Here is a 25,044-nt window from a genome sequence, read left to right as displayed (position 1 = left end):
TCATGGTCACCTTGTTGTCTTTGATATAATCGGCCAGAGCCACGTCGTTAAGTTCCAGGTCCTTGACAGTATAGCCTGCTATAACATCCTCCGGCGAAAGAATCTCCGTGGTCTGGGCATTGGCTTGAGTCTCAGTCTTTTGAGTGGTCGCTGTCTGCTGATCCGCAGTTTGCTGTTCGCTCTTGCCACAGCCTGCCAGCATGCCGATTGAAAGTGTCGCTGTAAGTAACATTGCAGCTGTCTTCTTCATAAGTATTACCTCCATGTTCCGAGCCCGGCATCATCGTACTAACTAGACACTTTAAGTATAACATCTAATCCGATAATAAGTAAAAGCATGTCAAATGCCGCTGGGTCAGCGGCTGATGTATCACATAGAAAAAGTGATTGACCCATTATTTTACAAAGCATAATCTGAAATGTACATAAGCTATTCATTAAAACTCTGAAATGAAGCAGATCCTTGTTGCTGCATTACAGTTCAGACCCTTAGAATTATTCATATGCGCAAGTGATAATATCACCTATAAGCTGGAATTAAATGTTTTAGCAAAAAGACATAACCCGTCTTCTATTCCCTTAAAATCTAACCCTGCACGTATTGCAATCTTCTTAGTAATATCCTGTTCAGGGTCACATTCTATTACTGCGCTCTTGCCAAGTTCCTTTGTTCTTTCTAATAGCTCACTTGTTAGCGCCGTCGCATATCCCTTGCCCCAGTGCTTTTTCTTGAGAAGCCATCCTATCTCCATGCTATTCGTATCATATTCATGGAAAATCACATATCCAACAAACTCACCTGCATCATTCTCTGCAGCAAAGACACTTGGCGGGTCGCACAAGCCATAGTCCTTAATGAACTGCTCCGTTTGATCCATTGAATATGGTGGCTCGATGTATTTCATCACATCAGGATCAGAAAGCACTTCGTAAAGATCCTGAGCATCGGATTTAATCATCTTTCTGATTATCATAAACTGCTCCCATTTATATTCATGCTTCACTTCTAGCCATGTATGTACTCAACCTCATCAAGTTTACCTGTAATATGATTCCTATTTCCGGTAGGTACAAATCCATTCCGCAAATACAAGCGCTCTGCTCCGTGGTTGTTCACTAAAATCCAAAGAACCGGAGTATGGCCGTTAGCCTGAATCTTAGAAACAGCATATTCAAGAAGCTTGGTTCCATATCCTTTATTCTGGAATTCCGGCAGAACATATAAGTCTTCGATAAGTCCTCCATCAATTGATACCACTGCCACGGGATCCTTGTCATATAGGATAAAGAATTCGCTACCTTTATCGCGCTTACCTGCTATATAATTCCGCTGATTCTCGATGGAATGCTGCTCAATAAAATCTGCGGAGCAAAATGAACGGTGGGATTCCTTCCAGGATATAGAATGGATTCTGGCTGCGTCCAGTATGTTCTTATCAGTCACAGGGACAATGGAATAATTCGCCAAGTTCCCCCAGGGCCCGGGGGTGCATTTTTCTGCTACTTCTAAAAGTCTCTCTGCTTCCATTCTTGTCGGTAACATGATCCTTCCTCCATTTACCGGAAAAGATTGGTGTTGTTCAACACTCTTTTCCCGAATTATTAAAAATCGCTCCGACACAATGATACTCTATACTCTAAGGACAGGGTCAATTGCTATTATTATGGGCTCTTGAAATGATAACATGCCCTTTTGCCTTATCTCCTGAAACAGTCAAAGTATATGTTCCTTCAGTCTCTATCCCAACCTGAAACTGAAACTCCGTAGATTCATCAATAGTTCCACGGTAAGCAGGCTTATCATCACCTTTTTGAATGAGTAAAGATATCGTTCCGGATTCAGCCTCTACCATTACATCAAGGGCTTCCCCTTCCTTCATCTCCAGTTCATGAGAATAAGATGTATTAAGCACTTTGAAATCTATGTCAAAGTGATCTTTATCTCCGGTCTTGCTCCCGCTAAAGGTAGCTCCTTCTGCACAAGCACTCAGAAATATCGTGGCAATAAGCACTGTTACAACCATTAATTTAATTCTCATATGATGTTTCATACTACCTCCAGAAGTGTAGATGTTTTCTGTATCCTATTGATGATACTATATTTAAATGCAGAAAAAAAGGTAGATCAGTGTATGTGGGTCACTGTTCTACCTCTCCTATGAAACTAAAAGACTAAAGAAATATATAATATGATTCCGAATATGTAAAGTGAACTCCCTTTTTCTCAAGCATGTTTGCAAGTCCTGCATAGGAACAGGAAGAATTGAAAGTCATATACTTTATAAGCATCCCCTTTGCCATTACTCCCAATTTAGCAGTGTCTAGTCCGCAAAACAAGGCTTTAAATGCAGTGTTTATCTATGGTATAATATATATAGGAAGAGAAAGGGCGCCACATAATGTGACGCCCAATTTTTTTTATATATCATTACTGCATGAACCAGTTATTCATCAGTATCATTTTTTAGTATTTCTAGGAACTCAGCGACTGTGACTATCTCGATTCCTTCATATTCTTTTACTGTCAAAAGATCCTTGTCGCCACTAACAATATAATAGCATTTTGAATCTATAGCACACTCTAAGAACTTATTGTCGTCAGGATCCCTACAAACATCAACTTTAGTTGATACCTCTATAACTCGGCACTTGGCTTCAATGTCTATGAGAGGTACTTTTGGCTTCTTTCCCGGAAACTTATATTTCAGGTATTCTACAGTCTCAGTGTATTCTTCCAGAATCTCAGTTGACGCATATGCATCAATCCGATTTGTCATTACGTAATCTATGACTTCTTCAGGCTTCCACCGAAGAATATTGCTGATGCCACGACATTTGTATCTATAACAACACGCATCAGGCTTTTCTCCTCTTCCTGACTGTTTTAATGGCATCATTTATATCCTCTTCTGTCATGCCGACATTTTTAGCCCATTTCTGGGATTCTTTCATGAGGGAATCGAATTCATTTATGTCTGGCGCAACAATAGGTTTAAGCAGAATATTATCTCCATCTGTCACAACTATAAGTTTGCTTCCAGCATCCAGGGAAAGCGCGTCTCTGACTGTTTTAGGCAGTACCACCTGTCCTTTTGAAGATACTGATGTTACTTCAGTGATCATACTCATTTGGCGTCCTCCTTTGGTAAGAATTTCTTACTTAAATGATACCATTTTTCTCTCCATACGTCAATTTAAGGTTATTTACTGTTATAGTAGCTGCTATAGGCTACTTCAAGCTGACGCTTTAGTTCCTTATTCTCTTCCTGTAGCGAGATTATCTTGCGTTTTAGACTATCAATTATTGCTTTGCTATTTGAATCGGAAAGCTCAACTTTTCTTCGGGCTTTTGAAGCTGAAGTAGGGACATTATCGCGGTAAGATTCGATTTCTATCCCTAAAATGAAGATTTTATCGCAACTTCAAGTATTTAATAAGTCCAAAAAGGTTGCGATAACCTCTTCACTGTTCGTGATGTTAGTTGCATTCTATAATTTATCTATGGATAAATTATCTAAAGAACAAATTCTTATGAACAAGGCAAGCAGAATGATTGATTTGATTTTAGTGTATTAGATTCGGATTGAACTAACTCACATCCGTACTCAAAGCGATTCATTTATTACTGCTTTCAAAGTCTCCGATGACTCTAGTAATGCAGCCTTTTCCTGCTCGCTGAGTCTGATTGGCACAGATCCTTCAACGCCATCTCTTCCGACAATAGCCGGCATGCTGAGAGCGACGCCATCAATGCCATTCTCACCGTGCTGAATGCTGGATATAGGAAGAACTGACTTTTCATCACGTATGATAGCCTCACAGATACGCCTTACACTCATGGCAATTCCATAATAAGTAGCACCTTTTTTCTCGATGATCTCATAAGCACTATTCTTGACAGTTTCAGCAATCTCTTTCATAGCTTTTTCATGCTCGAAATGTCCTCTCATCTCGCAGAAATCATGGATTGGAATTCCTGATACATTTGCACTACTCCATGCTGCTATCTCGCTGTCTCCGTGTTCACCTATGATAAATGCATGTACTGAACGGCTGTCTACACTCAGGTGCTCACCAAGAAGATATTTGAATCTGGCCGTATCAAGTACTGTTCCTGAGCCAAATACTCTGTTTTCAGGGAAGTCACTGAGTTTGGCTGCTGCGTATGTAAGAACATCAACAGGATTAGCCACTATCAGAAGAATTCCATCTTTGTTGTACTTTGCTATTTCCGGAATAATCGACTTAAAGATTCCCACGTTCTTTTTTACGAGATCGAGCCTTGTCTCGCCGGGCTTCTGTCCTGCCCCTGCCGTAACAACCACAACTGCAGCATCGCCTGCATCATTGTAATCACCGGCATATATCTGCATTGGCTTTGCAAAGGGAAGTCCATGGCTGATATCAAGAGCCTCACCCTCAGCCTTCTCCTTATTCACATCTATCAGCACCATTTCGGAAAAGAGCCCACTCTCCATTAGGGCAAAAGCTGATGCTGACCCAACAAATCCACAACCTACTACTGCTACTTTTCTCTCATTTAATGCTGACATAATATGCCTCCTTTTTTCTTGCTACATTCAGTATAAACTCACTTATATCAAAAGCCCATGAAATATTTGCTTACTGGGAAATTTACTCAAGTATCTCACCATTTCTGGAGATTGTCACAACCTGCCAAGGAAGAAACTTTCCGCTATTCTTTATTGCATTCTCTGCAGCTCTCTGTAGCCCTCCGCAGCATGGAACCTCCATTCTTACTATGGTCACGCTGACAATATCGTTGTTTGAAATGATCTCCTTAAGCTTCTCAGTATAGTCGCCTTCGTCAAGTTTCGGGCATCCAATCATTGTAACCTTGCCCTTCATAAATTCCTCATGCATGTTAGCGTAGGCGTATGCTGTGCAGTCAGCTGCAATAAGGATCCTGGCCCCATTATAAAAGTCTGCCTGCGTTGGAAGGAGCTTTATCTGGCATGGCCACTGCATCAGTCTTGATGGATGAGTGCTCATTCTTGATATCATGTCCTGTCCGGGATCAGTGTCTTCCTGATTGCCACTCTTAAGTGTCATAAACCTTGAACCGGGACATCCATGTCCTGCAGCGTGTTGTTCCATTTCTTTCATCATCTTGTTTTCGCACTGATGCATATCTTTTACCAATCCTTTCTTCTCCTGTGCTGCCTTTACTGCTGCTTCGTCATACGCAGGCGCTTCTCTTTCTTCAAAAGAGATTGCTCCCATTGGGCATCCCGGCAGACAGTCCCCAAATCCATCACAGAAGTTCTCTCTTACCAGTTTTGCCTTTCCATTCACAATATCAATGGCTCCTTCATGACATGCGTTTGCGCAGATACCGCAGCCGTTACACCTTTCTTCATCGATTTTTATTATCTTTCTTACCATCATTAAACCTCTCTGTTTGACCTTTGTTCTTGTTCTGATGGTGTTAGTATAATATACTGTTCATAACAAGTATGTTGTTCAAACCACATTTTGGAGAAAAATTTATGAACCTTGAAGGTATAGAAAAGAGTAGATTGTTCCAGGGAATGACAGCTAAAGAACTGTCTTCATGCATTGCTTCACTGGATGCCAGGGAAAAGAAATATCGAAAAGACGATCTGATTCTCCGCGCGGGAGAGCGAACTTCAAGCATAGGTATGGTACTCTCAGGCAGTGTTACTATTGAAAGCAATGACGTCTGGGGCAATTGCTCTGTCTTAAGCCATGTAAGCAAAAATCAGTTCTTCGCGGAAACCTATGCTCTACTTGGCGAAGTCCTTCTGGTTGATGTCAGAGCAAATGAAGACTGCCGAATTCTCTTTTGTAATATAAGGAACCTTCTTGAAGACAGCAAAAAGAGCTCTCCCTGGAAGGAAAAGCTCCTAAAAAACATACTTATTATTTCATCTCAGAAAAACCTTGTCCTCTCCGGACGCAGTTTCCATACTTCTCCCAAGAGCTGCCGTGGACGCCTTTTGTCATATCTCAATGCCATCGCACTCCAGACAAGTTCAAGGGAATTTGACATTCCCTTCAACAGGCAACAGCTTGCCGATTACCTTAACCTCGAAAGGACCAACATGTCAAAAGAACTCTCGCACATGAAAGATGAGGGGCTTATCGAATATAGAAAAAGTCATTTCAAGCTTATTAAGGCGGATTAAATTCAAACTAAACGACATGAACCTGCAGGCTGCTCTGCTTCTAACGCTGCTGACGACAGCTCAAGTAATGGAATAGGGCTTATACGTTTATAAACTTCTTTGTACTGTCGCTAAGTTTGTTCGTAACCTGGTTGTTATTATCCATGGCCTCTCCGATTTCTTGAATTTCTCCCACAATCTCCGTAGAGTTGGAAGCTGAAAGGCTGATGGCCTGTGTGGACTCTTCAACGGAATCGGTGATTGTAAGAATTGAGTCTGCCATGCTGTGCATTGTGTTATCAAGAGAGTCTGCCTTCTCAGTAAAGCCTTCAAGAATTTCATTCATTATCTCTGCTGTACTCTCGTATTTCTCTCCTGTCTCAACAAAGGCTTCATAATCGGCAATAACAGTATTGTTGATAAAATCTACAACCTCGATGGCATTATTCGAAAGCTCCTGAACAGCCTTTGTCACATTCTCACTTATAGTCTGAATATTTCCGGCTGTCTGTCTGCTGTTATCGGCAAGTGCACTGATCTCCTGCGCTACTACCGCAAAGCCCTTGCCGGCTTCACCTGCTCTTGCAGCCTCAATGCTGGCGTTAAGTGCAAGAAGGTTTGTCTGGGAAGCTATATCGAGGATAACCTTGGTAAGTTCTCCGATCTGATTAACCTGCTCACTTTCCTTTACTGACTCATCAAGGGTCTTGCTGAGCGCCTCAACTCTGGCACCTGTATTCTCCTTCTTCTGCATAGCCTCATTCTTAATGGTATCAGCTTCCTTCTGGATCTCGCCTGCACGCTCTTTTCCTGAAGCAACCTCATCATTGATGCTCTCCACCGCATCTCTTACATCATTGAGCTGCTCCTTAATATGAGAAGCTGTAGTTGACACATTGTCCATGCTGGCTGAAAGCTCCTCAAGCGCCGCTGATGTGTTGGTGATGTTGTCGTTAGCCAAAGCGATCTGTGAGGTCATCTTGTCTGCGGAATCTGTAAGAATGAGTGTTCCGCTCTTAACATCTTTCATTACGCCCTGCAGGGTTTCAATAAAATCATTTATGCCGTCTCTTATAAATACAAGCTCATTTCCAGTCTTAACATTTACTCTTGCTGTAAGGTCACCCTTTCCGGCGTTGATATCATTTATAATTTCCTGAACAGAGTCGGAAATCTTAACAATAACTTTGGTGATAAGAACAAATGAAACATATAGGTTCAAAAGAAGGCACACGATAAACACAACCATTCCTGTTACATTCATGACAGTTATCTTACTTTTTGACTGTGCCATATAATTTACAACATTACCCTGAAGTGACTCCACCGATGCATCAAGGGTTGTCATGCCTGCTTTGACACCTTCCATGTTAGTCACATAATCTCCGGTAAGTATCTCCGAGGCAACACGTACATCGCCGGTTGTCATCATGATATTGAACACTTCATCAACGTTCGCAATAAGAGCCTTTGCCGAAGCATCAAGCTGTGTCGTTGCGTTTGGATTGCCATACATAGTAAACTCATCGCCGATTTCTTTTACAAGAGTGGTCACTTCGCTCTCGTAGGATTTAAGCTCGCTTACAATTCTCTCTTTATCAGCATCAGTGTAATATGACCATAGTCCCACTGCGCTCTGGATCGTTCCTTCAATCCTGGCCAGATCTTCCTTAACTGTTCCCTCTTTATGAACCAGCTCGGTTACTCCGGCAATTATACCCTGAGCACTGTTAGACATGGATGATATTCCATCGTTAACAATGTAGCTTACTATGTTAAATACCAGCAACATCAGAATATTAAAGAACAAAATCTGAACCGGAATAGATTTGAAAAAACTGACCTTATTTTTCTTGTTTTCAGTTGTCCTTGACATAGCGACACTCCTTTCAATATAATAAATATCCGCCCATATACATTATACAGCTAAATAACACACCGTTTTACGTTTAATATTTTTTTAATAAAATTAAATAAAAAATGCATAAAAACACAAAAAAAACAGACAGCCTTACCAGCTACCTGTACAATCTTTGCTTTATTCACGGAACCCAGGTGATAAGGACCTCGGCATCTCCGTCTATTGTAAATTCTCCGCTTCCCGCAGTCACAAACAGCGACTCTCCTTTTTGAGCTCTGCTGAACTTCAGCCAGAAGGATTCCTCCTATTGCATGAAGTGTTCCCGGAGTTATAAGAAGGACATCCCCCTTCTTTACATGCTCTTTATAGAGAACTTCCTCCAATGTGTTATCAGAAATCCTCTGCCCAAATTCTTCTTTTGTTATTTCCCTGTTAAATCCCTGATAGAGATAAGCGCCTTCCTCAGCATCCAGCACATACTACATCTCTGTCTTACCGTGCTGGCCTTCGTTGGCCTTGGCATATACTTCATCGGGATGTACCTGGATTGAAAGAGGCTTCCTTGCATCTATGAGCTTTATCAGAACATGGTAGTGGCAAACCCGATATTGCTGAGATCCTGATTAAGGCGTGTGGAGGAAAAGAAGCTATCCCTTCAGAGGAATGGGAGAAAGCCAAAGCTTTTGTTAGAAATAAGGGTGAGAGGCTTGAGAAAGTAAGGGCCAATTATCCTGATCATTCTTTTGAAAAAAGCGATGACGCGATGAATAAACTCTATGAATTGTTCGAGGTTGAACCAGTAAAGCGTATCATTAAACATGACGGAGTATCACCGATAATTGTTGATAGTACACTTCCAGCAGGAAAGATTCACGACATGCTTTGTGATTATCTCGTTTCCGGAAATGGAAGCTGCAAAACAGTTCAAGGAGAAGTTATTAGGATCACGGGATGCGTTGCTGACGAAGTATATCGTAACGGGGGTGCCAACTGGAGTCGTGGCTACAGAAAAATGGTCAATAACCTTCCTAAATATTTAAGTTTAGGACAGCCTTTGTCAGAATCCGAACTTGAAGAAGTCGATGCTATCTCAAAGCCACTTCCTAATCAGGGCATGACTGAGATTGAAAGGCTTGAAGAACTTGCAGTTAAGTGGGTAAGTATGAATAGTTTGCCTATTTCATTGGAAGATGTTTCGTAATATTACAAATCCCCAGAATATCCCAAAATGCCCCGGGACTTTTTTAATAGTCCCAGGGCATATGATTGCTATAGCTAAGTCTTAGAGTCTAAGTCCCATATCTTTCTGGCGAAGGATCTTGAACCTATAGGTCTTGGAGCCTCCAATTCCATACTTCCTTGCAGCCTTCTGACTTAATGTTACCGTCATCTGGGCTGTTCCGAATCTGTCATTTCTAGTGTAGGAAATAATGTAATCACCCTCCTCATACTTAAGAGTATAGGTCTTTCCGTCATATCCAACAACGTTTAGCTCTTTTATTACAGGAAGTATGTAACATCCGCCTGCATAGGTGGTTGTGATATTTCCTTTGCTGTCTACTGTTACAGCAGTTGTGCCTGAAGCATAGCCTTCGATGTCCTCACTTGTAAATACCTTGTTGCTTCCTGTATTTCTGATAAGAGCCGCGGTTGCTGCTACATTTTCAGAATTCAGTTCCTTCTGAAGAGTATACTTCTTAGCCTTTACAGTGTATTCTGTGTAGATTTCGCTTACTGTTACGCTGTCGAATATAAGGTTCTTCTTTCCTGCGCTTGTAAGAACAAGATCATAGGTCTTTCCTGCATTCTCGCCTGCTTCTACAGTAGTATTTTCCTTAAACTCTCCTGTATATTCAGTGCTTCCAATGCTTATTATCTTGCTTCCATCAGCACTTGCCTGATACAGCTTATAGGTAGGTGCTGCCTTTCCAGCCTGGGTAGTTCCTGCGCATTTTATAAATACCTCTCCAGGAAGTGCCTTGCTGTACTGACTGTAAGGAAGGACATTTACTACTGTCTTTGCGTTTATCTTAAAGTCTACATAAGCGCTGCTTCCTACTCTATATCCGGTGGTAGATTTCTTTACCTTGATAAGAGCACGGCCTGAGCCAATCTGCTTATTACCCGTGTAGGATATAGCATAATCGCTGTTTCCTTTTCCGGAAATGGTTACTGTATCTCCATCAGGCTCAGTAACAGTAAATTCTGCCATGGCACCTGCTACATTGTAGGTAGCGTCACTTGCTGTGATAAACTTAGCATCCAGAGCCACAGGATTTCGCTTGTAGGTTACAGTGAGCTTACTGTCAGCATATGCTCCTTTACCATAGAAGAATATCTTGTAGGTTCCGGGAGCCTTGTTATCTACTACTCTTCCATCATCGAGTACATAGCTTCCGCTGATTGTCATGGTAGAATCAGACGTAACTGTCACTGCCACTTTAAGCTCACTTTTTGTAAGAGGAACATAAGTAACTTTTCCGTTAACATTCTTTTGCTTAGCTATGGTCACATCGTCAGTAGTGATGCCATTTAGTGTAACCTTGATATCCTTGGAAGATCCGTCATAAACTTCTCCTGCCTGGTTCCAGTCTATTGTAAACATGGACTGGTTAAGGGCAGATGCTTTTACAGTAACCTTAGCTATGATAGGTTCATCATACTCGGTATACGGATACTTCTTAGCAAAGTCCTCACTATCCTTAACAGATACGAATGCATTGTACTTACCGGCAGTAAGAGCCTTTGTTCCAGTTTCATCTACTTCAGCACTTTCTGACATAGGCGTAAGTGTTACAACTACCTCATCCATAGGAATAGCAACCTTCTTACCTGCCTCATTCTTAACCTTGGTGTTAATTGCTGTTACAAGGTCAGTTGCTGCAACGCCATCCTTGGAGTAGACTGCGGTAGCCTTCTTAACCTTTAGCTTACTGAACATGGTTTTGTTGTTTGCATAAACCTCAAACCTGTCAACAGCTGTTCCGTAGTAGTTACCGGTTCCGGTAAGCTTGATACGGTAGGATCCGGTTTCGGTAATGGTCTTAACAAGAGCTTTACACTGCTTGGCTGTTGTCACATCACCTGTACCGAATGTCTCCCAGAGCTTTGTCTCAGGGTTCTGCTTTTGAAGTGTCATAATTACTTCAGTTCCGACCTTATACTTAACTGTCTTTGCGTCGTTATTTACATAGGCTCCGGTAAGCTTGTCATACTTCCTCTGATAATGTACAGCCTTGGTTGTCAGGGCTATTCCGCCCTTTTTCTTAAGGATGTAGCTGTCCTTTACAATATCAGCATAGTTTCCAACTGCCTGATAAGTCTCGCCCACTGACAGAGGAAGGATATCAAAGTATACAACAGCCTTCATCTTAGCATAGTTGCCTTTACCTTTTACTATGATCTGAGGCCACTTGGCTGCCGCCTGGTCCTCACCATAGATCTGCTTGTAATAGGTCTCACCTGCTACAGCGCTTACCTTAACTGAAGCATTCTTATTATTCTTGTAACTTACTGTATAGTCCTTACCGTAAACAAGCTCATAAGCTGTTCCGTCGCTGTTCTTTGTCTTGGTATCGGTAATTGTGATATTAAGGTCATAACTTGCACTCTTTCCTGCATCTGCCTTTAGTGACTTAGGATCTGCGCTTAGTTTGTGTGCAAGACCTGAATACTTAACACCGGCAGGTGTACTTATTACTACACCGTTATCCTCACGGTCGGTAGCATAAGCACCTACATTAGCATATACATACAGGTCATTGTACAGTACCGGGATATCCTCACATGCAATTCCGCTTGAGTTATCAACAAATTCTTCAGCGGACATTGTAAAGAGCGTATCCTGAACAACATCAGTGCTGCTTCCTGTCCTGAATACAGGAGTTCCATTACTGTAGATAGCCTTTCCAACTACAGTGTAGCTAAGAATAGAAAGGTTATCGTTTGCACCAAAGAGCTTACCTGCTGCGGTATCATAGAAGCTCTTATTAGCACTTATTCCGTAGGTCTTTCCACTGTTGTAAGCTGCGAGCTTGCTTAAATATACGGGTTCAGTGGACTCACTAAGCTGCTTTCCGCTGTATTCTAAGATGTAGTGGATGATATAGAACTGCTCTAAGTAATCATCTTCGTCTATACCAAACTCAATCTCTTCACTTATGAGCTGCCACTTGGAAGCGACACTTTCTAGAGTTGCAGCAAAGCGGATCCTGATATCCACATCTCCTGCCAGCATTCCTTCTATAATGACTATTCCATCTCTTCCAATAGTAAGAGGCCCAGGTATGCTATGCCAGATACCATCACGTCCCTTATACTGAACTTCGACATTTTTACCTTTCTCTTCGCTGCCAAAGTCTACCTTTATAGTACCATTCTCATTAGCTGAATCATCCTTGGTACTTGCTTTAGGTGCTTCGGGCCGGCTTCCTATAGGATATGGAATCCACTCACTCGGTTCAGTATCATCGGTACCCTTGGTTCTTATATAAACCACGTGGTTATCAGGATCATCATCATCCAAAATATCAGTTATAGAAACAGATGAATCTCCTTCCTTCGAAGTAGGATCAAGGGTTACTTCATAATCCTCACCGGGATAGAAGACTTCCTTCGAGTTATTAACCACTATTTCCTTACTTATTTCTTCTGTAGTAGGATTCTGCGGTGTCTTCTTGCGAACTACACCCGGCTGTTTTTCAGGCGTCTTCTTAATAACTTCTTCTGTTCCATCCTCCTTGGTGATACGCTGTATTATTTCTACAGTGATCTCCTTGCCGGCATCCTCAGTAGTAATTGTATAAGACGAGTAAGTTGCTCCTTCAATAGGCTCTCCGTCTCTATACCACTGATACTCTATAATGCCTTCAAGATTCTCAGGTAAAAGTTTTACTGTAAGGACATCACCTATAACAGGTTCTCCGCCAGGTCCGCTTGGTCCATCCATAGATGCGTTATCAATTTTTCCAGGCTCTGACTGGGTGCCACCGCCTCCGCCGCCGGAGCCGCATTCATCCTTAATCTCATCATAATAGCCTTCGCCGTCTTCATCTCCGTTCTGATAGCAGATTGCATAGGTTGAGAATAAATTACCGTATATAACTACAAAGTCTGCACCCTTAAAGAAGGTTCCGTCTTTAAATTCCTTACCTTCGCTATTATCAGGGCGTTCCTGCAAAGCAGTAAATTTCCTAAGATGTCCTTCATGATTACGGAGTATTCTGATATTGCAACGGCCACTTGTACTAAATGGAACAATGATCTCAAGAACCTGACCGGTTTCATGTACTTGACTCGTAGTAGTGGTAGGTACACTATTCTCTTCTACTTCTACCTTTCGCATGATGGACAGATCAAGGAATTCAACATTGGTGGTGTCAGCATCCTCCGAATCACCTGAATATTCGCTCTTAATTTCTTCCTGTTCAGCCTTGACTGTCTGCTGAGATGGAGTAAGGTCCTCATCAGGTTTTGAAGTCAGATCTGTCGTTTCTTTTACAGTAAGGGTAACTGTTACTGTTGCTCCACTATTCTTTTCAGCGTCTGTCATAGAATCCAGAGCTGCATCATCAAGACCGCCAACAACTACCGCAGGTGCTCCGCCTCTTACAACTACCTTACTGTTTACTGAGTAAGGAGGAAGACTGAGCTTCAGTCCTGTTATGTCGCCATCCTTTACTGTAACCTTCTGAGTCATTGTCACATATTCGCTAGCGACATCCGGCTGATATGTAACAACTATGTTGTAATCACCATCAGGAATATCAGTAAATTCAAATTTACCAGGATCTGGTGATGGAGACACATTTGTTGTAACTGTATCAACAATCATGTTTCCAATTTGAATTTCAACTTTTGCACCTTCTACCGGAGTTTCCTCTTCATTATCATCCTGCGGCGTTGTAAATACGAATCCGGAAACCTCATGGACAGTAGGCCCTTCAGGTGTTTCTCCACCTTCGCCGCCTCCACCGGAACCTCCACCTGAAGTATCAGGTTTATCTGCAATGATCGGTGTAGAGGTTGAAATAGTTTCACCACCTGCTGTTACTGTTACAGTGATAACATGGCCAACGTCAATATCCTTTATGATATATTCATTAGTAGTCTCGCCTATTATTTCCTCTCCATCGCGATACCACTTATAGGTAACTGGTATGTCAGGATCATTATCCACATCAGTGGTTACAGTTATTTTTGTCTTCTTCTCTGGATTATTCTCAGATTCCGGATCATAGTAGTTCATGTTAGTACTGGAAATCTTTATCTCTGTCGGTACATTATTGGAGATAACTTTAAAGGTATCACTAAGTTCATTCGGATAATTTGTCAGCTTAACACGAACATTGTATGCTCCCATTTCATAGGCAACTACTTCTCCTCTGGAAGCTGCGCTCTGATCAATAGGATGTTCAGTGTCACTATCCTTTGTTACAGACAAAACTTTATATTCGCTGGAACTTGCTTTTCTTCCTGCGATTATTACAGTTAATGGATTATGCAGGGCCTGGCCTTCCTCATACTTCAATTCTTTTTTGCCAACTGAAAGTGCTGCCTCAACAGCTGGAGGATCTGCATCTCCACTTGGTGAGGAACCGGGAATTGAATCTACTCTGTTAATAGTAAAGCTATGAGTAGCAATACCCTGATAGTTGCCCTTACCTTTAATTGTAATTGTGTAGGTTCCTGCATTTGTTGCCTGATTGGTGTAGATTCCGTTTTCACGCTCATCACCTGTTGTTGCAGCATCAGGGTCTCCAACCTTCAGGATTTCATAATCTGTTCCTTCACTAAGTGTTACTCCGTTTACTAATACTGAAGTAAGCTTTGATGTCTGTAAAATGCCATTATAATTATGTGTTTCGGAGGTTATAACAGCTCCTGTAATGCTTCTTGGAGTAATCGTAAACTGAACATTAGTAGTTCCACTGTAGTTGTTTATACCACTTACAGAAACAGTATAAGGTTCAGAGCTTACATCCTTATATCCATCGCCGTTAACAGTATAATCTGTGCCGCTTCTTAAAGTTCTGGTGGTCTCACCGTCAGTAAATACAAGTGTACCCGGCTGCTGATAGCTGCCATTGTATACCTGTGAAACGCTTCCTGTTCCGACCATAGCATCTGTCAGAGGTCTTCTCAGAATCTGTGCATAAACATACTTCTGAGAGTCGTCAGTAGGTTCGTCATTTCCACCGGCGGCATCATAGTAGAATTTATTCGTATCATCATAGAGACTGATCTTATAAGTTCCGACATCTGAGCTTCCAAAGCTGAATGTTCGCTCTATTTCTGTTTCGTCACTTACAACTCTTCCGATAGTTACATAATCAACAAGAACTGTGCCATCGCTGTTCTCAGCGTTGACTACGCGGGTATCTGCAAGGATACTTGTAGGCTGTCCCTCTTCATCCTTTGTAGTCTTTAAGGTTGCAGTAGTGGTTCCGTCATAATACTTGTTATTGGCAGTAATTCCGGTAACCTTTACTTTTCGCTTATTGATAGTCAGTGTGGCTGTTGATGCTTCTTGTGAATCTCTTGTTATAGCATATGAGGAAGTCACATCCGTATCGCCATGTTTGATAGTAACTGACTTAACATACAATACGTATGTTCCAGCACCAATTCTGCTATCTCCGATAGGAACAGTAGCTATATCACCATATGCAAGTCCACCTGAAAGCGTATAAGTAAAGTTATTTATCTCATTTCCGGTATAAGTATAGACAACGCTGTTAGGCTTAACTGTAATCGGTCTCTTGGCTACTTTTACCCTCGCAATGGTCTTTGCAGTATCTCCCGTGCCGGATATAATGTCCGCAGGCGTATCGCTTGCAAAAGCTGTTGTAATGGCTCCGCCATCACCAACAGTAACGCTACCGCCACTGCAGGATGTAGCTCCCGTTAAGGTAAAGCCTGTAATACCATAAGGAATAGTATAAACAGGTATCTCACTTACAAGAGACTTAGCACCTGTCTCTGGATCTGTCTTTTCCTTAACATCCAGATTGATGATAATATCTTCCTGGATCTGACCGCTTGTAGGATTCTCAGGAATCTTCTTTGTGATCTCTGTCTTTCCTGGCTTAAGCGGAGTAACAGTTCCTGTAGTAGGATCAATCTTGATCACGCCGCTAGGTACAAAGACCTTACTTGATATGCTACTTGTTACAGTTCTACTAGCCTCATTGATTGTAAAGTTCTTATATGCAATAGCTTTGATACGGGTATACTGGTCAAGAGTTGTTAATCCTGCATTATACTCGATTCCTAAAGAGGATGTGGGCACAGTACCATCAGTTGTAAATCTGATGGAAGCGCCTTCTGTATCGCAGGTTATTGTAGCAGTCGCACTATTTCCATCTCCTGAAGGAGTAATAGTTATTACAGGTGCCTCAACCACGTATGTTGGCGTTGTTCTATCATACGTAGGTACAGGCTGATTATTTGAGGTATATGTCGTAGTATCCTCCGTTCCTGTCTCACAAGCAGGTGTTGGATTACTAGGTACAAGCTGCTTAGTTATGGTTACTTTCGGATTCTCCGGATGTTCCTGAGGATCCGGATCAACATATATCTCTGTAACAGTGGTTGTAATAACCTGAACAACCACCGCATTATATGGAGTTGTACTTGGTGAAGGATCTCCTGTTATAGTAACAGGATTGCTTGTAGCTTTTGTCCATCCTTCTCCAATACTTATTTCATGAGTCTGTTCATCTTCGGTAGGGTTGATATCCGGGATTGGGGTATCATCTGTGTAGAACAGCTCATATGTAAACGACTTCTCTTCTTTTCTGGTACCACCTTCTATTTCTGTTATCACATCATCAGGGTCATAATCTTCATTGTAATGAGTTATGGTAACATCCACAGTATTTGGTGTTTCACCAGGTGTATATACTATGGTAGGAGCTGAAATAGGATTTGGCCCAATGCTATCCGGACAAACGATGTCATCTGGCAAAGAATCAACATTAACAGGAACCGGAACGGTCACTGTGGCAGTCTCTCCGGTAACAGGATCTCTTGATTCTATTACGCACTGGTAGATATGCTCTCCAGGCTTTAGATCCTGCGGAATATCACAGGTAGGATCATTTGATGGCGGATTGCTATCTACCGGTTCGTATACTGGCTGACCATCTTCGTATATAGGATCGCCACTTTCATCTGTTTTTTCCTTATACCACTTATAGGTTATAGTCTCACCGTTTGTAGGATCTTCTACCTCAACTGAAATCTCATTAACAGGTCCATAACCATTGGTAAGCTCCTGTCCTATGGTTTTCTTGATAATAGGCGGAGTTATGGTATATCCATCTGAAGTAGTGGAAACGCCAATAACAACGTCGTTCTCAGGCATTTCAAAGGACTTGGTTCCATCAGCACCACTTGCAAGAGTTACGCCTCCTGCCTCAACTGTCCAGGCGGCAGTAAATCCGTCTGTTGTTATTGCACTGATTGTTACAGTATCGCCTTGAGATGCTGACGCAAACTCAGCTTCCTGCGCCTCAGAATCGCCGACTTTAATACTGATACCGGTTACTTTGCCACCGCTATTGTTATCAATAACTACTGTATGGCCCTTCTCTTGTACTTCACCAGCTGTTGGAACAGGCTGAATAACAGGATTTCCATCCTGATTGATCTCTCCACTTGCAGAAACAGCTGCCGGTGCAGCCACAATGCTAAAGGTACCAATAGACATATTGGATACAGGTTTATATCCAACTGTATTTGTCAGATCAGTACATCCATCTGTAGTAATCTTAATGTCATAAAGTCCTACTGCGAGCGGCTTAACACCATCACCAAGTGGAGTCTCTGAATTATCCTGCGGATTGATAGAATAATACCTGACAATATAGCCACCTAATACGTCACTTGTTCCGGTAAGCGTCGAACCGTTAAAGGTAAGTGCAGCCGTGCCACCTGTGCTAGGAGTAAAGTTAATAACTACATCCTGGGCATTGCCATCATAGGACACTGTACCGGTCTGCAAAGTAAATCTGTCAGCTGTAAGGGTAAGCCTGTTATCTTCAGGAGCCTGACTTACGCTTGTATCAATTACTGTACCTGTAGAACCTGTCTTTTCAGTATCCTTATCAATACTAGCTTCTATTATAGGACTTCCATCCTCGGGAATTACATAAGGAGTATAAGCATAACCTATTCCGGGTTCTCCAGGTAGTATCGTTACATCTAAAGGAATGTTATCCCAATCGATAGTATTTGGAGGTAAGCTTCCCTGATTGTTTAGTTTAACCTTGTTAGGATTACTGTCACCAGTCACGTCACTTATAGCGCTTCCTCCGTTACCACCCCTTCCTGTGGATCCCGAATTGTTATTAACCATGGAATCGCCACCAGAGCCGCCCTGAATAAGTGAACCTTTCTCAAGAGTCAGGGTTCCACCCGAAGTTCCGGACAGTATTACACCAATTCCGCCATCACCGGCATCGCCACCATCCTGTCCCATGCCACCGGTTCCTCCATAGATTCCGCGAACAGAAGAATCTATAATTACCTCTCCGGCATTGACTTCCAGACCCACATTTCCTGACAGTCCATTATCATATGTTTTCACAAGGGTCTCTTGATCTTCAACGTATGGAGTAGTTCCATTTCCACCCTGAATAGATCCGCCACCCTTGGAATCCATTACAGTAAGATTCGTTCCGGTGCCAGTTACCTTCAAAGCTGGAAGATTTTTGCTTAAATCGTTAGTATGTCCGGGTCCTGTCAGTGTAAATCCATTTAGATCAAGTACAATTCTCTTGTCATCGAAAGAGGTTGAATTGATTATCAATGGAGTATTTAATGTAACGTCACCTTCAAGTCTGATGACTACAGGATCTGAACTGGCATCTATGGAGCCCATTCCATTAAGAGGATCCTTTCCTCCTAAATTAGTGGGAAGTGTTCCTCCCATCGCTTCACTCTCTGCCTGGCCTACAGGCTGCTGAGAATTCTCAAATCCGCCGCTTGGAATAACATTTTCGCCGGTACTTCTGAATATGCCTTCGTTAGAGATACGGCTTTCAGATCCTTCTACCACTAGTTTTCCCGAGTTAGTGATAATACCGCCTGATTGTTTTTTATCCGCAACACCATAATTGTTTGACGGGATCACATACTTATTAAGGATCACGCCGCCTTCCTTAACGTCTTCCTTAACGGTCATGCCGATGGTTCCGGATGTAGTATTCTCATTTTTGATGGTTCCATAGTTAATAATGGTACCACCACCCTCAATTGTGATGGTGCCTCCCTGAGTATTGCCGATTGGCTTAGTTGTATCGTCTACTTCTAATCCAATATCATCCACATCGAGCGTAGGATTTTCACTAGACTGATTTTGTATAACATCTTCAGCAGTTATTTCTTTCTTCTCATAAAGAGGTGTTTTAGGGTTCTCAATAGTTATGGTTGTATTAACAGGAACCCTAACCGGATGATTGATTATTACGGGTCCCTGAATATAGATGTCTATCGTGGGACCTGTAGGAGCATATTTTCCGTCACCGTCTTTATATTTCTCAGACTTGTCATCTACTTTATCATTGGCTGTATCAATCGCTTCTTCAAAGGTTCCGTAATAGGTCTTTCCACCGATTACCCAGCGTGCTTCTGCTGTAGAGAATAGCTTCCAGGCAGATACCAAAGTCTTGGTACCATTAACAGTAACCGTATCACCCGGCTTTTTAATTTCTGTGCTTCCATCAACCTTCCATCCTGCAAAATAGGAGTTTTCAGGTGTCGCCCTCTTTTCCGAATCCTCAACTGTTCCATGGTGCTCAGCTCCGATACCATCTCCTACAATCAGAGTACTTCCCTTGAAGTAAACCTTATTGTCCTTATCCAGTACAGATGGAGCATCTTCTGTTCCATTCTTATAGGAAGCTGTGTAGAAATCTGCTACCAGGGTTGATCCGCCAAGTGTATTTGAAGTATCAACCTTACCAACTTCTGTAGGCCCAACTGTAACAGTACGTTTTAAGCTGGAGGTGGTCATAAGAGTATAAACACCCACACTGTCACGCATAGCCTTCTCAATAGCTTCGCCGCTTTCCGTAACTCTTCCTGCACTGTCAAAGGTCACCTGATCAACATCGGCAAGACTTCCGTCAATCCTTGTATTAACGGTAAGTACATACAGATGTCCTGTAAGAGTCCTGTCGCTTGCAAAGTTTGTAGTAAGGCCAGCGTCAAGACCGTTTATGTAAATGTCATAATTAGTGGAAGAATCCTGGATCCTTGTCACAAACCAGTTAGTATTGCTTCTTCCTGCCAGTGCTATAGTTTCAGAGCTGCTTCTTAGCTCAACCTGATTAACTATAGTATTGGTATGCACGTTAAGGGTGTTTGTGCAGAAGGTTGATGTTACTTCCTTACCCTTGCCGTAACTTGCCGTTTTTCTGGTGCTTCCGATGAATGTAGGTACCTTAACACCGTCAACATATACGTCATAAGAGCCTTTTTCCTTGACTGTCTTTCTTACATGCTGCCATGTAGATACACCGTCTTCATTAAGTATCAGTGAAAGAGTAGGACCTTCTTTCACCTGATCTTCTGATACATCCTCCGGTCCTTTTCCGGCTTCATACAGTTTTACATCAGTGCTGGAATTTCCTATAATCTTAACCCTTATGGTCTCAAAGGACAGATAGATGCTCTCTCCCTTTTTAACTGATCCAAGATCTGTGATTTCAGGGTAACTACCACTGGTAATATCAAAGGTCTTATCCTGGGAAATCGTGGTTGTGTACTTTCCTTCAGGTCCTGCTGAAAGCGAAATTGTATCAGTCGTATCATCAGTGTTTGTAAGTACAAGTGCACCCATTTCTGTGCTGGGATCTGAATCAAGGGTAGTGAAAATAGTATATGTATAATACTGTGTTTCCGGCATCTGCTCTTCTTTGAACAGCATCTGATAAGCACCTGTTGCATCGATGCCGTTCTTTTCTCTAAGAATAGGAGTAAATATGATATCTCCTGCTGTGCCATCCACTAAAGTCAATTTATCACCAGGCTGATAAAGAGTCTTATCAGCGGTTGTAAGGGGATGATCCTTACCATCATCACTACCTACGTATTTTGCATAGTTTGTAACCTGCCAGCCAAGAAGGTAATACTTGTCTTCAGGGTTAAAATCTGGGAAAATGATGGTCTTTTCTTTGGCCATCTGGTAATTAATTGTTGAGACATCACCGTATTTAATTATAAAGTCGTTTGAAACGAATGTATCCGGCGTTCTTGTTCCGTCGCTGCCGATTACTCCGTAGCCGCCACCTTGGCTGCCATTATCACCATAACCGTTCTTTCCGCAGGGCGAAGTTCCACCGCCCCCATTGTGGCCATCAGAATACCAACCGGTTGAGCAGTTGCCCCCATGACCGCCTCCGCCGCCTCCGCCGCCGGGACCGCCTCCACCAATATCATGGGCTATTCCTCCTGCACCGCCGCCTCCACCGGCGCCGCCTGCTCCAGCATAATACGTATTGCTCCATCCTTCTGCACCTGAACTACTGCAACGATAATTTCTTCCATTTATTCCTGATGCAGATGTATATTGAGTACCTGTAGGTCCACCGCTGTCTCCATTGGCTCCAGCAGTCGCATTAATGGTAAGACTTGTCTGAACAAACAAATCTCCCATGTTATTACCTGAGGCTCCGGCTTCACCAGTTCCTCCGTTATCCCCACCATATGCACTGTCACCGCAGTCAGACTCATTTCCACTTCCGCCTCCTCCGCCCCTACCGCCGTTTCCTCCATCTCCTCCAATTCCAGCTCCTGCGCCACCGCCACCGGCTCCTCCACCTCCACCGGTTCCTCCACGAAACATATCATCAGAATGAACATATGCATCGTCAACATTGTTACCACCTCGCGAGCCATTGGCTGCTTTACCACCCGTTGCATTAATAGTGCCTTTACCAAGAAGATAAAGCTTTGCACCACTAGGCAGAGTTATTCCTGCTTTTCCTCCTGTAGCACCACTGGCGGCAGTTCCTATAGTTGTGAGTGTGCAGCCTTCCTTTACATAGATTCTTACTGTTGCATTATCTGCAACAGCCAGTCCTCCGCTATAGGTTACATCTGTGTCCACGTAGTAAAAACCTGTCTGCAGTGTAGTGCTGTTTCCACCAGTCAATTGGGTAATCGTTGTGGGTGTGTCTGACAAGGTATTACTTGTTGTAAATCCTTCAGTCATTACGCCGTCAGATACTGTTACTTCCACCTTACACTCATCGTTTACGCCCTCTTCATCTGCAGGAACAGATCCCTTTACAGGTGTAAACACAAGATTAGTACGAAGCCATTCCTGGGCCTCAGCCATGGTAAGTCCCGGCTTAAAGGTCAGGTTAAGCACATTGCCTGAAATAGATTCGCCGGCTTTTAGCTTTGTCTTTGGCGTAACTTCTTCATCCCAGGCTTCTACACCGTTTACCTTTAATACTTTTACCGATGAGACATTCTTCATCTTAACCTGAGCACTCTTTATGGCCTCCTTCTTAACACCGAATCCATAAATAGCCAGGTTACCCAGACGGAAATATTCTCCGGTTGCTAAAGGCGTACCACCGTTTGCTCCAGTACGGATGTATTCATTTACAAGAACCTCCGGGATTCCGAACTGGGCATACAAAGTCGTCTGTCCTGTGATCACGTTAGCTGTTGCACCATAATCAAAGGCAGGTTTAATTGAATATTTAACCTCAGCGGTATCGACCGCTTCGTCATAATCTGTCCACTTTGTAGGACTGTACCATCTAAAGCTTAGTCCCTCCATATATGCATCTGAAGGAGCTTCTGCGGTACTGTTTTTCCTTACAAGTTGTTTTCTATAGTCTTCAGGCTTTTCTTTATATTTTCTACCGCTCTTTACGTAAGACCTGTAATGAACCGTGTAGAATTCCTGAGAGACTTTTTTACTATCCTCATTATTACCTGTGATCTTATTGTCTGTATTGGTGTGATCTATTACTCCCTCTATGCTGACTGTATAGGGGATTTCCTGATCGTTACTGTTTAAATACTTCATGACCTGTGCAGAATAAACACCGCCCCCCTTATTGGTCATGGTGTAATTATCTCTTCCATTATCAACTACAACCGTAGCTTCATCCCAGTTTGCATCATCAAGCTTTAGATCGACCTCTGCCATATAAAATTCTGCTTCAGTCTCATAAGGGTAGGGCTGCTTTGCTTTATTCCATCCCTGAATGCTTCCGATTGTTTTTGGCGCACGCCATACATTTTTATTTATGTATTTTCCGTTTACATAGACATAGTAAGTAGAAGGATTAGGCGATAAGTGATCCTGATATGCCTCTTCCTCCTGCATCATGCCTTCAAATACAACAGAATATCCGTCAGTTTCATTACCGCTGTCAGATACGCGTTTAAGAGTTTTCTTAACCGTTCCAACAGCATCTCTAAGGCTTACATCCGTTGTGTCAGGCCATGGCTGGTCACTGTTAAGGGTAACTTTCATGTTGTAGAAGTTAACCGTGGTGGATTCTTCCGGTTCACCTACTTCTTCTGCATGCTCTCTTCCTACTCCATTTCCCAATATGTGACCTGTATCAGTACCACCGATGACAACGTTATATTCTTTGTTATTTGTTCCATATATAGTGGTTGTAACAGTGGCATTACCACTGGTCATAGGAATACTGTCATATGACAAGTCAATTCTTCCTGGAACTTCTGAATACCCGGGATTTTGATCCTGATTATATGTGGAATGAGCAGTAAGGGTATGGAACTGGACATCTCCAACAAAAGAAAGGTCTGTAATATATCTGAAGTTATCATATTCTTCCTTTGCAGTACCCGGTCCTGCATCTATGTTGTTATCAGCCAAGGCGCTGACTGTAATGTAATCTGTATGTTTTCCGTTAACATATATTGAATATGTGCCATTTTCGAAATAGCCAAAGTCATAGATGGCATATTGAAGAATATTGTCGTCTGTTATCTCCTCTGATCCGGTAGCAAGGCTCGCAGTACCTTCTATTTCTTTCAGCTTCTGATTTCCTCTGTAGATTGCTACAGTAGCATCCTTCCAGGGAACGCTGTTTTTGGACAGATGAATTATTATTTTGCTTCCATACTTGTACTCATTAAATTTGTAGGCAGCACCCATTACATGCTGTGCACCGCCCGCCCAGCAGTTATACTCTGTGGGACCATAGTTCAGAGTTCCGTGCATACACCAGTCAAAGCCATCTGTAGCTCTAACTACATCTACCCAGCAGTTAATGGCATTTGATTGAAACTCTTCCCATCCTCGGGCATCATGGTTGTATGGCGCAACCTTAAGAATACCTGAACCGTCAGGCAGGATTGTCATGTAAGGCTTAGGGTTTTCAGTAGGGACAAACATATAGTAGTTGCCCTCAATAAATACTGATGCTCCCGTACCCATGACACGGGTTATGTAGTATACAACACCGTCAGATTCATCAACTTCGGCCTCCAGCAATGTTGGTCCGTCTACTGCCGGTGGATCGCCATCGGCTTTTGCAGAGAAACTCATTCCCTTGAAGCAGCCAATAATCATGGCAAATGTGATCACTACCGCCAATAATCTGCGTAATAATCCATATGTCTTTACTTTGCGCTTTTTCATGCAATGTCCCTCCTACTTTGGTTTATGGTCTCTATAAACGAAAAAAGCCGAATGGCAGGATTTTTAATCCCGTCATTCGACGTTACCTAGTTTCTCCAATATGTATTTAAAAATGGGCCCACTAATGCTGTGCTGTGCTGTGCTGTGCTGTGCTGTGCTGTGCTGTGCTCAAGGATTGTAATTGCGTAGCCCATACGTGTCAAACTTCCTTTCTTAGAAGTTCATAACGAATGTTCCTACTTTCTTCATACAATCCTCTCCAGAATAACTCACTTAATTTTAACATTTAATGAAAGAATTTTTCTAAAGGTAGGATTAAAAAAGGAATAAACTTTTAAAAAGGAAGTATAAAAAAGGAACCATGCAGCATTTTGCATGATTCCTGCCTT

At 42.4% G+C, this 25,044-nt stretch carries 13 protein-coding genes and 1 pseudogene; 2 read left to right on the top strand and 12 right to left on the bottom strand.

The window, feature by feature from the left end:
- From G588_RS0116270 to G588_RS0116230, 8 genes and pseudogenes are all read right to left on the bottom strand, one after another.
- A pseudogene (locus G588_RS0116270) lies at window positions 1-250 on the bottom strand (hypothetical protein); the annotation flags it as partial.
- 274 nt (window positions 251-524) lie between these two features.
- Window positions 525-974 carry a GNAT family N-acetyltransferase gene (locus G588_RS0116265; RefSeq protein WP_022779769.1) on the bottom strand — a complete coding sequence of 150 codons (450 nt, stop codon included), beginning with the start codon at window positions 972-974 and terminating at the stop codon, window positions 525-527.
- 32 nt (window positions 975-1,006) lie between these two features.
- On the bottom strand, window positions 1,007-1,543 hold the full coding sequence (locus G588_RS0116260) for a GNAT family N-acetyltransferase (RefSeq protein WP_022779768.1): 537 nt from the start codon (window positions 1,541-1,543) through the stop codon (window positions 1,007-1,009).
- Window positions 1,544-1,649: 106 nt separating this feature from the next.
- A complete protein-coding gene (locus G588_RS0116255) occupies window positions 1,650-2,051 on the bottom strand; it encodes a hypothetical protein (RefSeq protein ID WP_022779767.1) in 402 nt (133 codons plus the stop codon).
- A 393-nt stretch (window positions 2,052-2,444) separates the two neighbouring features.
- Entirely contained in the window at window positions 2,445-2,897 is a 453-nt protein-coding gene (locus G588_RS0116245; protein WP_026668849.1) for a putative toxin-antitoxin system toxin component, PIN family, read from the bottom strand.
- Entirely contained in the window at window positions 2,857-3,123 is a 267-nt protein-coding gene (locus tag G588_RS20745) for an AbrB/MazE/SpoVT family DNA-binding domain-containing protein (protein WP_035788805.1), read from the bottom strand. The genes G588_RS0116245 and G588_RS20745 overlap by 41 nt, the downstream gene beginning before the upstream one ends.
- Before the next feature lie 482 nt (window positions 3,124-3,605).
- Complete coding sequence (locus tag G588_RS0116235) at window positions 3,606-4,553, bottom strand: L-lactate dehydrogenase (RefSeq protein WP_026668848.1); 948 nt, start codon at window positions 4,551-4,553, stop codon at window positions 3,606-3,608.
- Window positions 4,554-4,635: 82 nt separating this feature from the next.
- On the bottom strand, window positions 4,636-5,406 hold the full coding sequence (locus G588_RS0116230; RefSeq protein ID WP_022779764.1) for an ATP-binding protein: 771 nt from the start codon (window positions 5,404-5,406) through the stop codon (window positions 4,636-4,638).
- Window positions 5,407-5,510: 104 nt separating this feature from the next.
- On the opposite strand from G588_RS0116230, the gene G588_RS0116225 reads away from it, so the two are divergent.
- Window positions 5,511-6,170, top strand: a complete 660-nt coding sequence (locus tag G588_RS0116225; protein WP_022779763.1) for a Crp/Fnr family transcriptional regulator — start codon at window positions 5,511-5,513, stop codon at window positions 6,168-6,170.
- A 79-nt stretch (window positions 6,171-6,249) separates the two neighbouring features.
- Here the strand turns inward: G588_RS0116225 and G588_RS0116220 are convergent, their stop codons facing one another.
- Genes G588_RS0116220 through G588_RS23475 form a run of 3 tightly spaced genes read right to left on the bottom strand, consistent with a single transcriptional unit; the run spans window position 6,250 to window position 8,591 of the window.
- Window positions 6,250-8,025 carry a methyl-accepting chemotaxis protein gene (locus G588_RS0116220; protein WP_022779762.1) on the bottom strand — a complete coding sequence of 592 codons (1,776 nt, stop codon included), beginning with the start codon at window positions 8,023-8,025 and terminating at the stop codon, window positions 6,250-6,252.
- A 50-nt stretch (window positions 8,026-8,075) separates the two neighbouring features.
- Window positions 8,076-8,486, bottom strand: a complete 411-nt coding sequence (locus G588_RS23425) for a hypothetical protein (protein ID WP_022779761.1) — start codon at window positions 8,484-8,486, stop codon at window positions 8,076-8,078.
- 3 nt (window positions 8,487-8,489) lie between these two features.
- The gene (locus G588_RS23475; protein WP_334290808.1) at window positions 8,490-8,591 is read right to left on the bottom strand and encodes a hypothetical protein; all 102 of its coding nucleotides are present in this window, start codon (window positions 8,589-8,591) and stop codon (window positions 8,490-8,492) included.
- 182 nt (window positions 8,592-8,773) lie between these two features.
- Between G588_RS23475 and G588_RS20735 the strand changes: the two genes are divergently transcribed.
- Window positions 8,774-9,211 carry a hypothetical protein gene (locus tag G588_RS20735; RefSeq protein WP_051139965.1) on the top strand — a complete coding sequence of 146 codons (438 nt, stop codon included), beginning with the start codon at window positions 8,774-8,776 and terminating at the stop codon, window positions 9,209-9,211.
- An 81-nt stretch (window positions 9,212-9,292) separates the two neighbouring features.
- Here the strand turns inward: G588_RS20735 and G588_RS20730 are convergent, their stop codons facing one another.
- Entirely contained in the window at window positions 9,293-24,655 is a 15,363-nt protein-coding gene (locus tag G588_RS20730; RefSeq protein WP_022779760.1) for an FN3 associated domain-containing protein, read from the bottom strand.
- Between the last annotated feature and the right edge of the window lie 389 nt (window positions 24,656-25,044).

Source organism: Butyrivibrio sp. AE3009, from assembly GCF_000420845.1.
Taxonomy (GTDB): Bacteria; Bacillota; Clostridia; order Lachnospirales; family Lachnospiraceae; genus Butyrivibrio.
Note: the sequence above shows the minus strand (reverse complement) of the source record. Positions and strands in the feature narration are given on the sequence as shown.

Bases quoted from the DNA above. Each gene is read 5' to 3' on its own strand.
- G588_RS0116230 (WP_022779764.1), bottom strand. From the start codon at position 5,406: ATGGTAAGAAAGATAATAAAAATCGATGAAGAAAGGTGTAACGGCTGC.
- G588_RS0116260 (WP_022779768.1), bottom strand. From the start codon at position 1,543: ATGTTACCGACAAGAATGGAAGCAGAGAGACTTTTAGAAGTAGCAGAA.
- G588_RS20730 (WP_022779760.1), bottom strand. From the start codon at position 24,655: ATGAAAAAGCGCAAAGTAAAGACATATGGATTATTACGCAGATTATTG.
- G588_RS20745 (WP_035788805.1), bottom strand. From the start codon at position 3,123: ATGATCACTGAAGTAACATCAGTATCTTCAAAAGGACAGGTGGTACTG.
- G588_RS0116225 (WP_022779763.1), top strand. From the start codon at position 5,511: ATGAACCTTGAAGGTATAGAAAAGAGTAGATTGTTCCAGGGAATGACA.
- G588_RS0116245 (WP_026668849.1), bottom strand. From the start codon at position 2,897: ATGATGCCATTAAAACAGTCAGGAAGAGGAGAAAAGCCTGATGCGTGT.
- G588_RS0116255 (WP_022779767.1), bottom strand. From the start codon at position 2,051: ATGAAACATCATATGAGAATTAAATTAATGGTTGTAACAGTGCTTATT.
- G588_RS0116235 (WP_026668848.1), bottom strand. From the start codon at position 4,553: ATGTCAGCATTAAATGAGAGAAAAGTAGCAGTAGTAGGTTGTGGATTT.
- G588_RS0116220 (WP_022779762.1), bottom strand. From the start codon at position 8,025: ATGTCAAGGACAACTGAAAACAAGAAAAATAAGGTCAGTTTTTTCAAA.
- G588_RS20735 (WP_051139965.1), top strand. From the start codon at position 8,774: ATGAATAAACTCTATGAATTGTTCGAGGTTGAACCAGTAAAGCGTATC.
- G588_RS0116265 (WP_022779769.1), bottom strand. From the start codon at position 974: ATGATAATCAGAAAGATGATTAAATCCGATGCTCAGGATCTTTACGAA.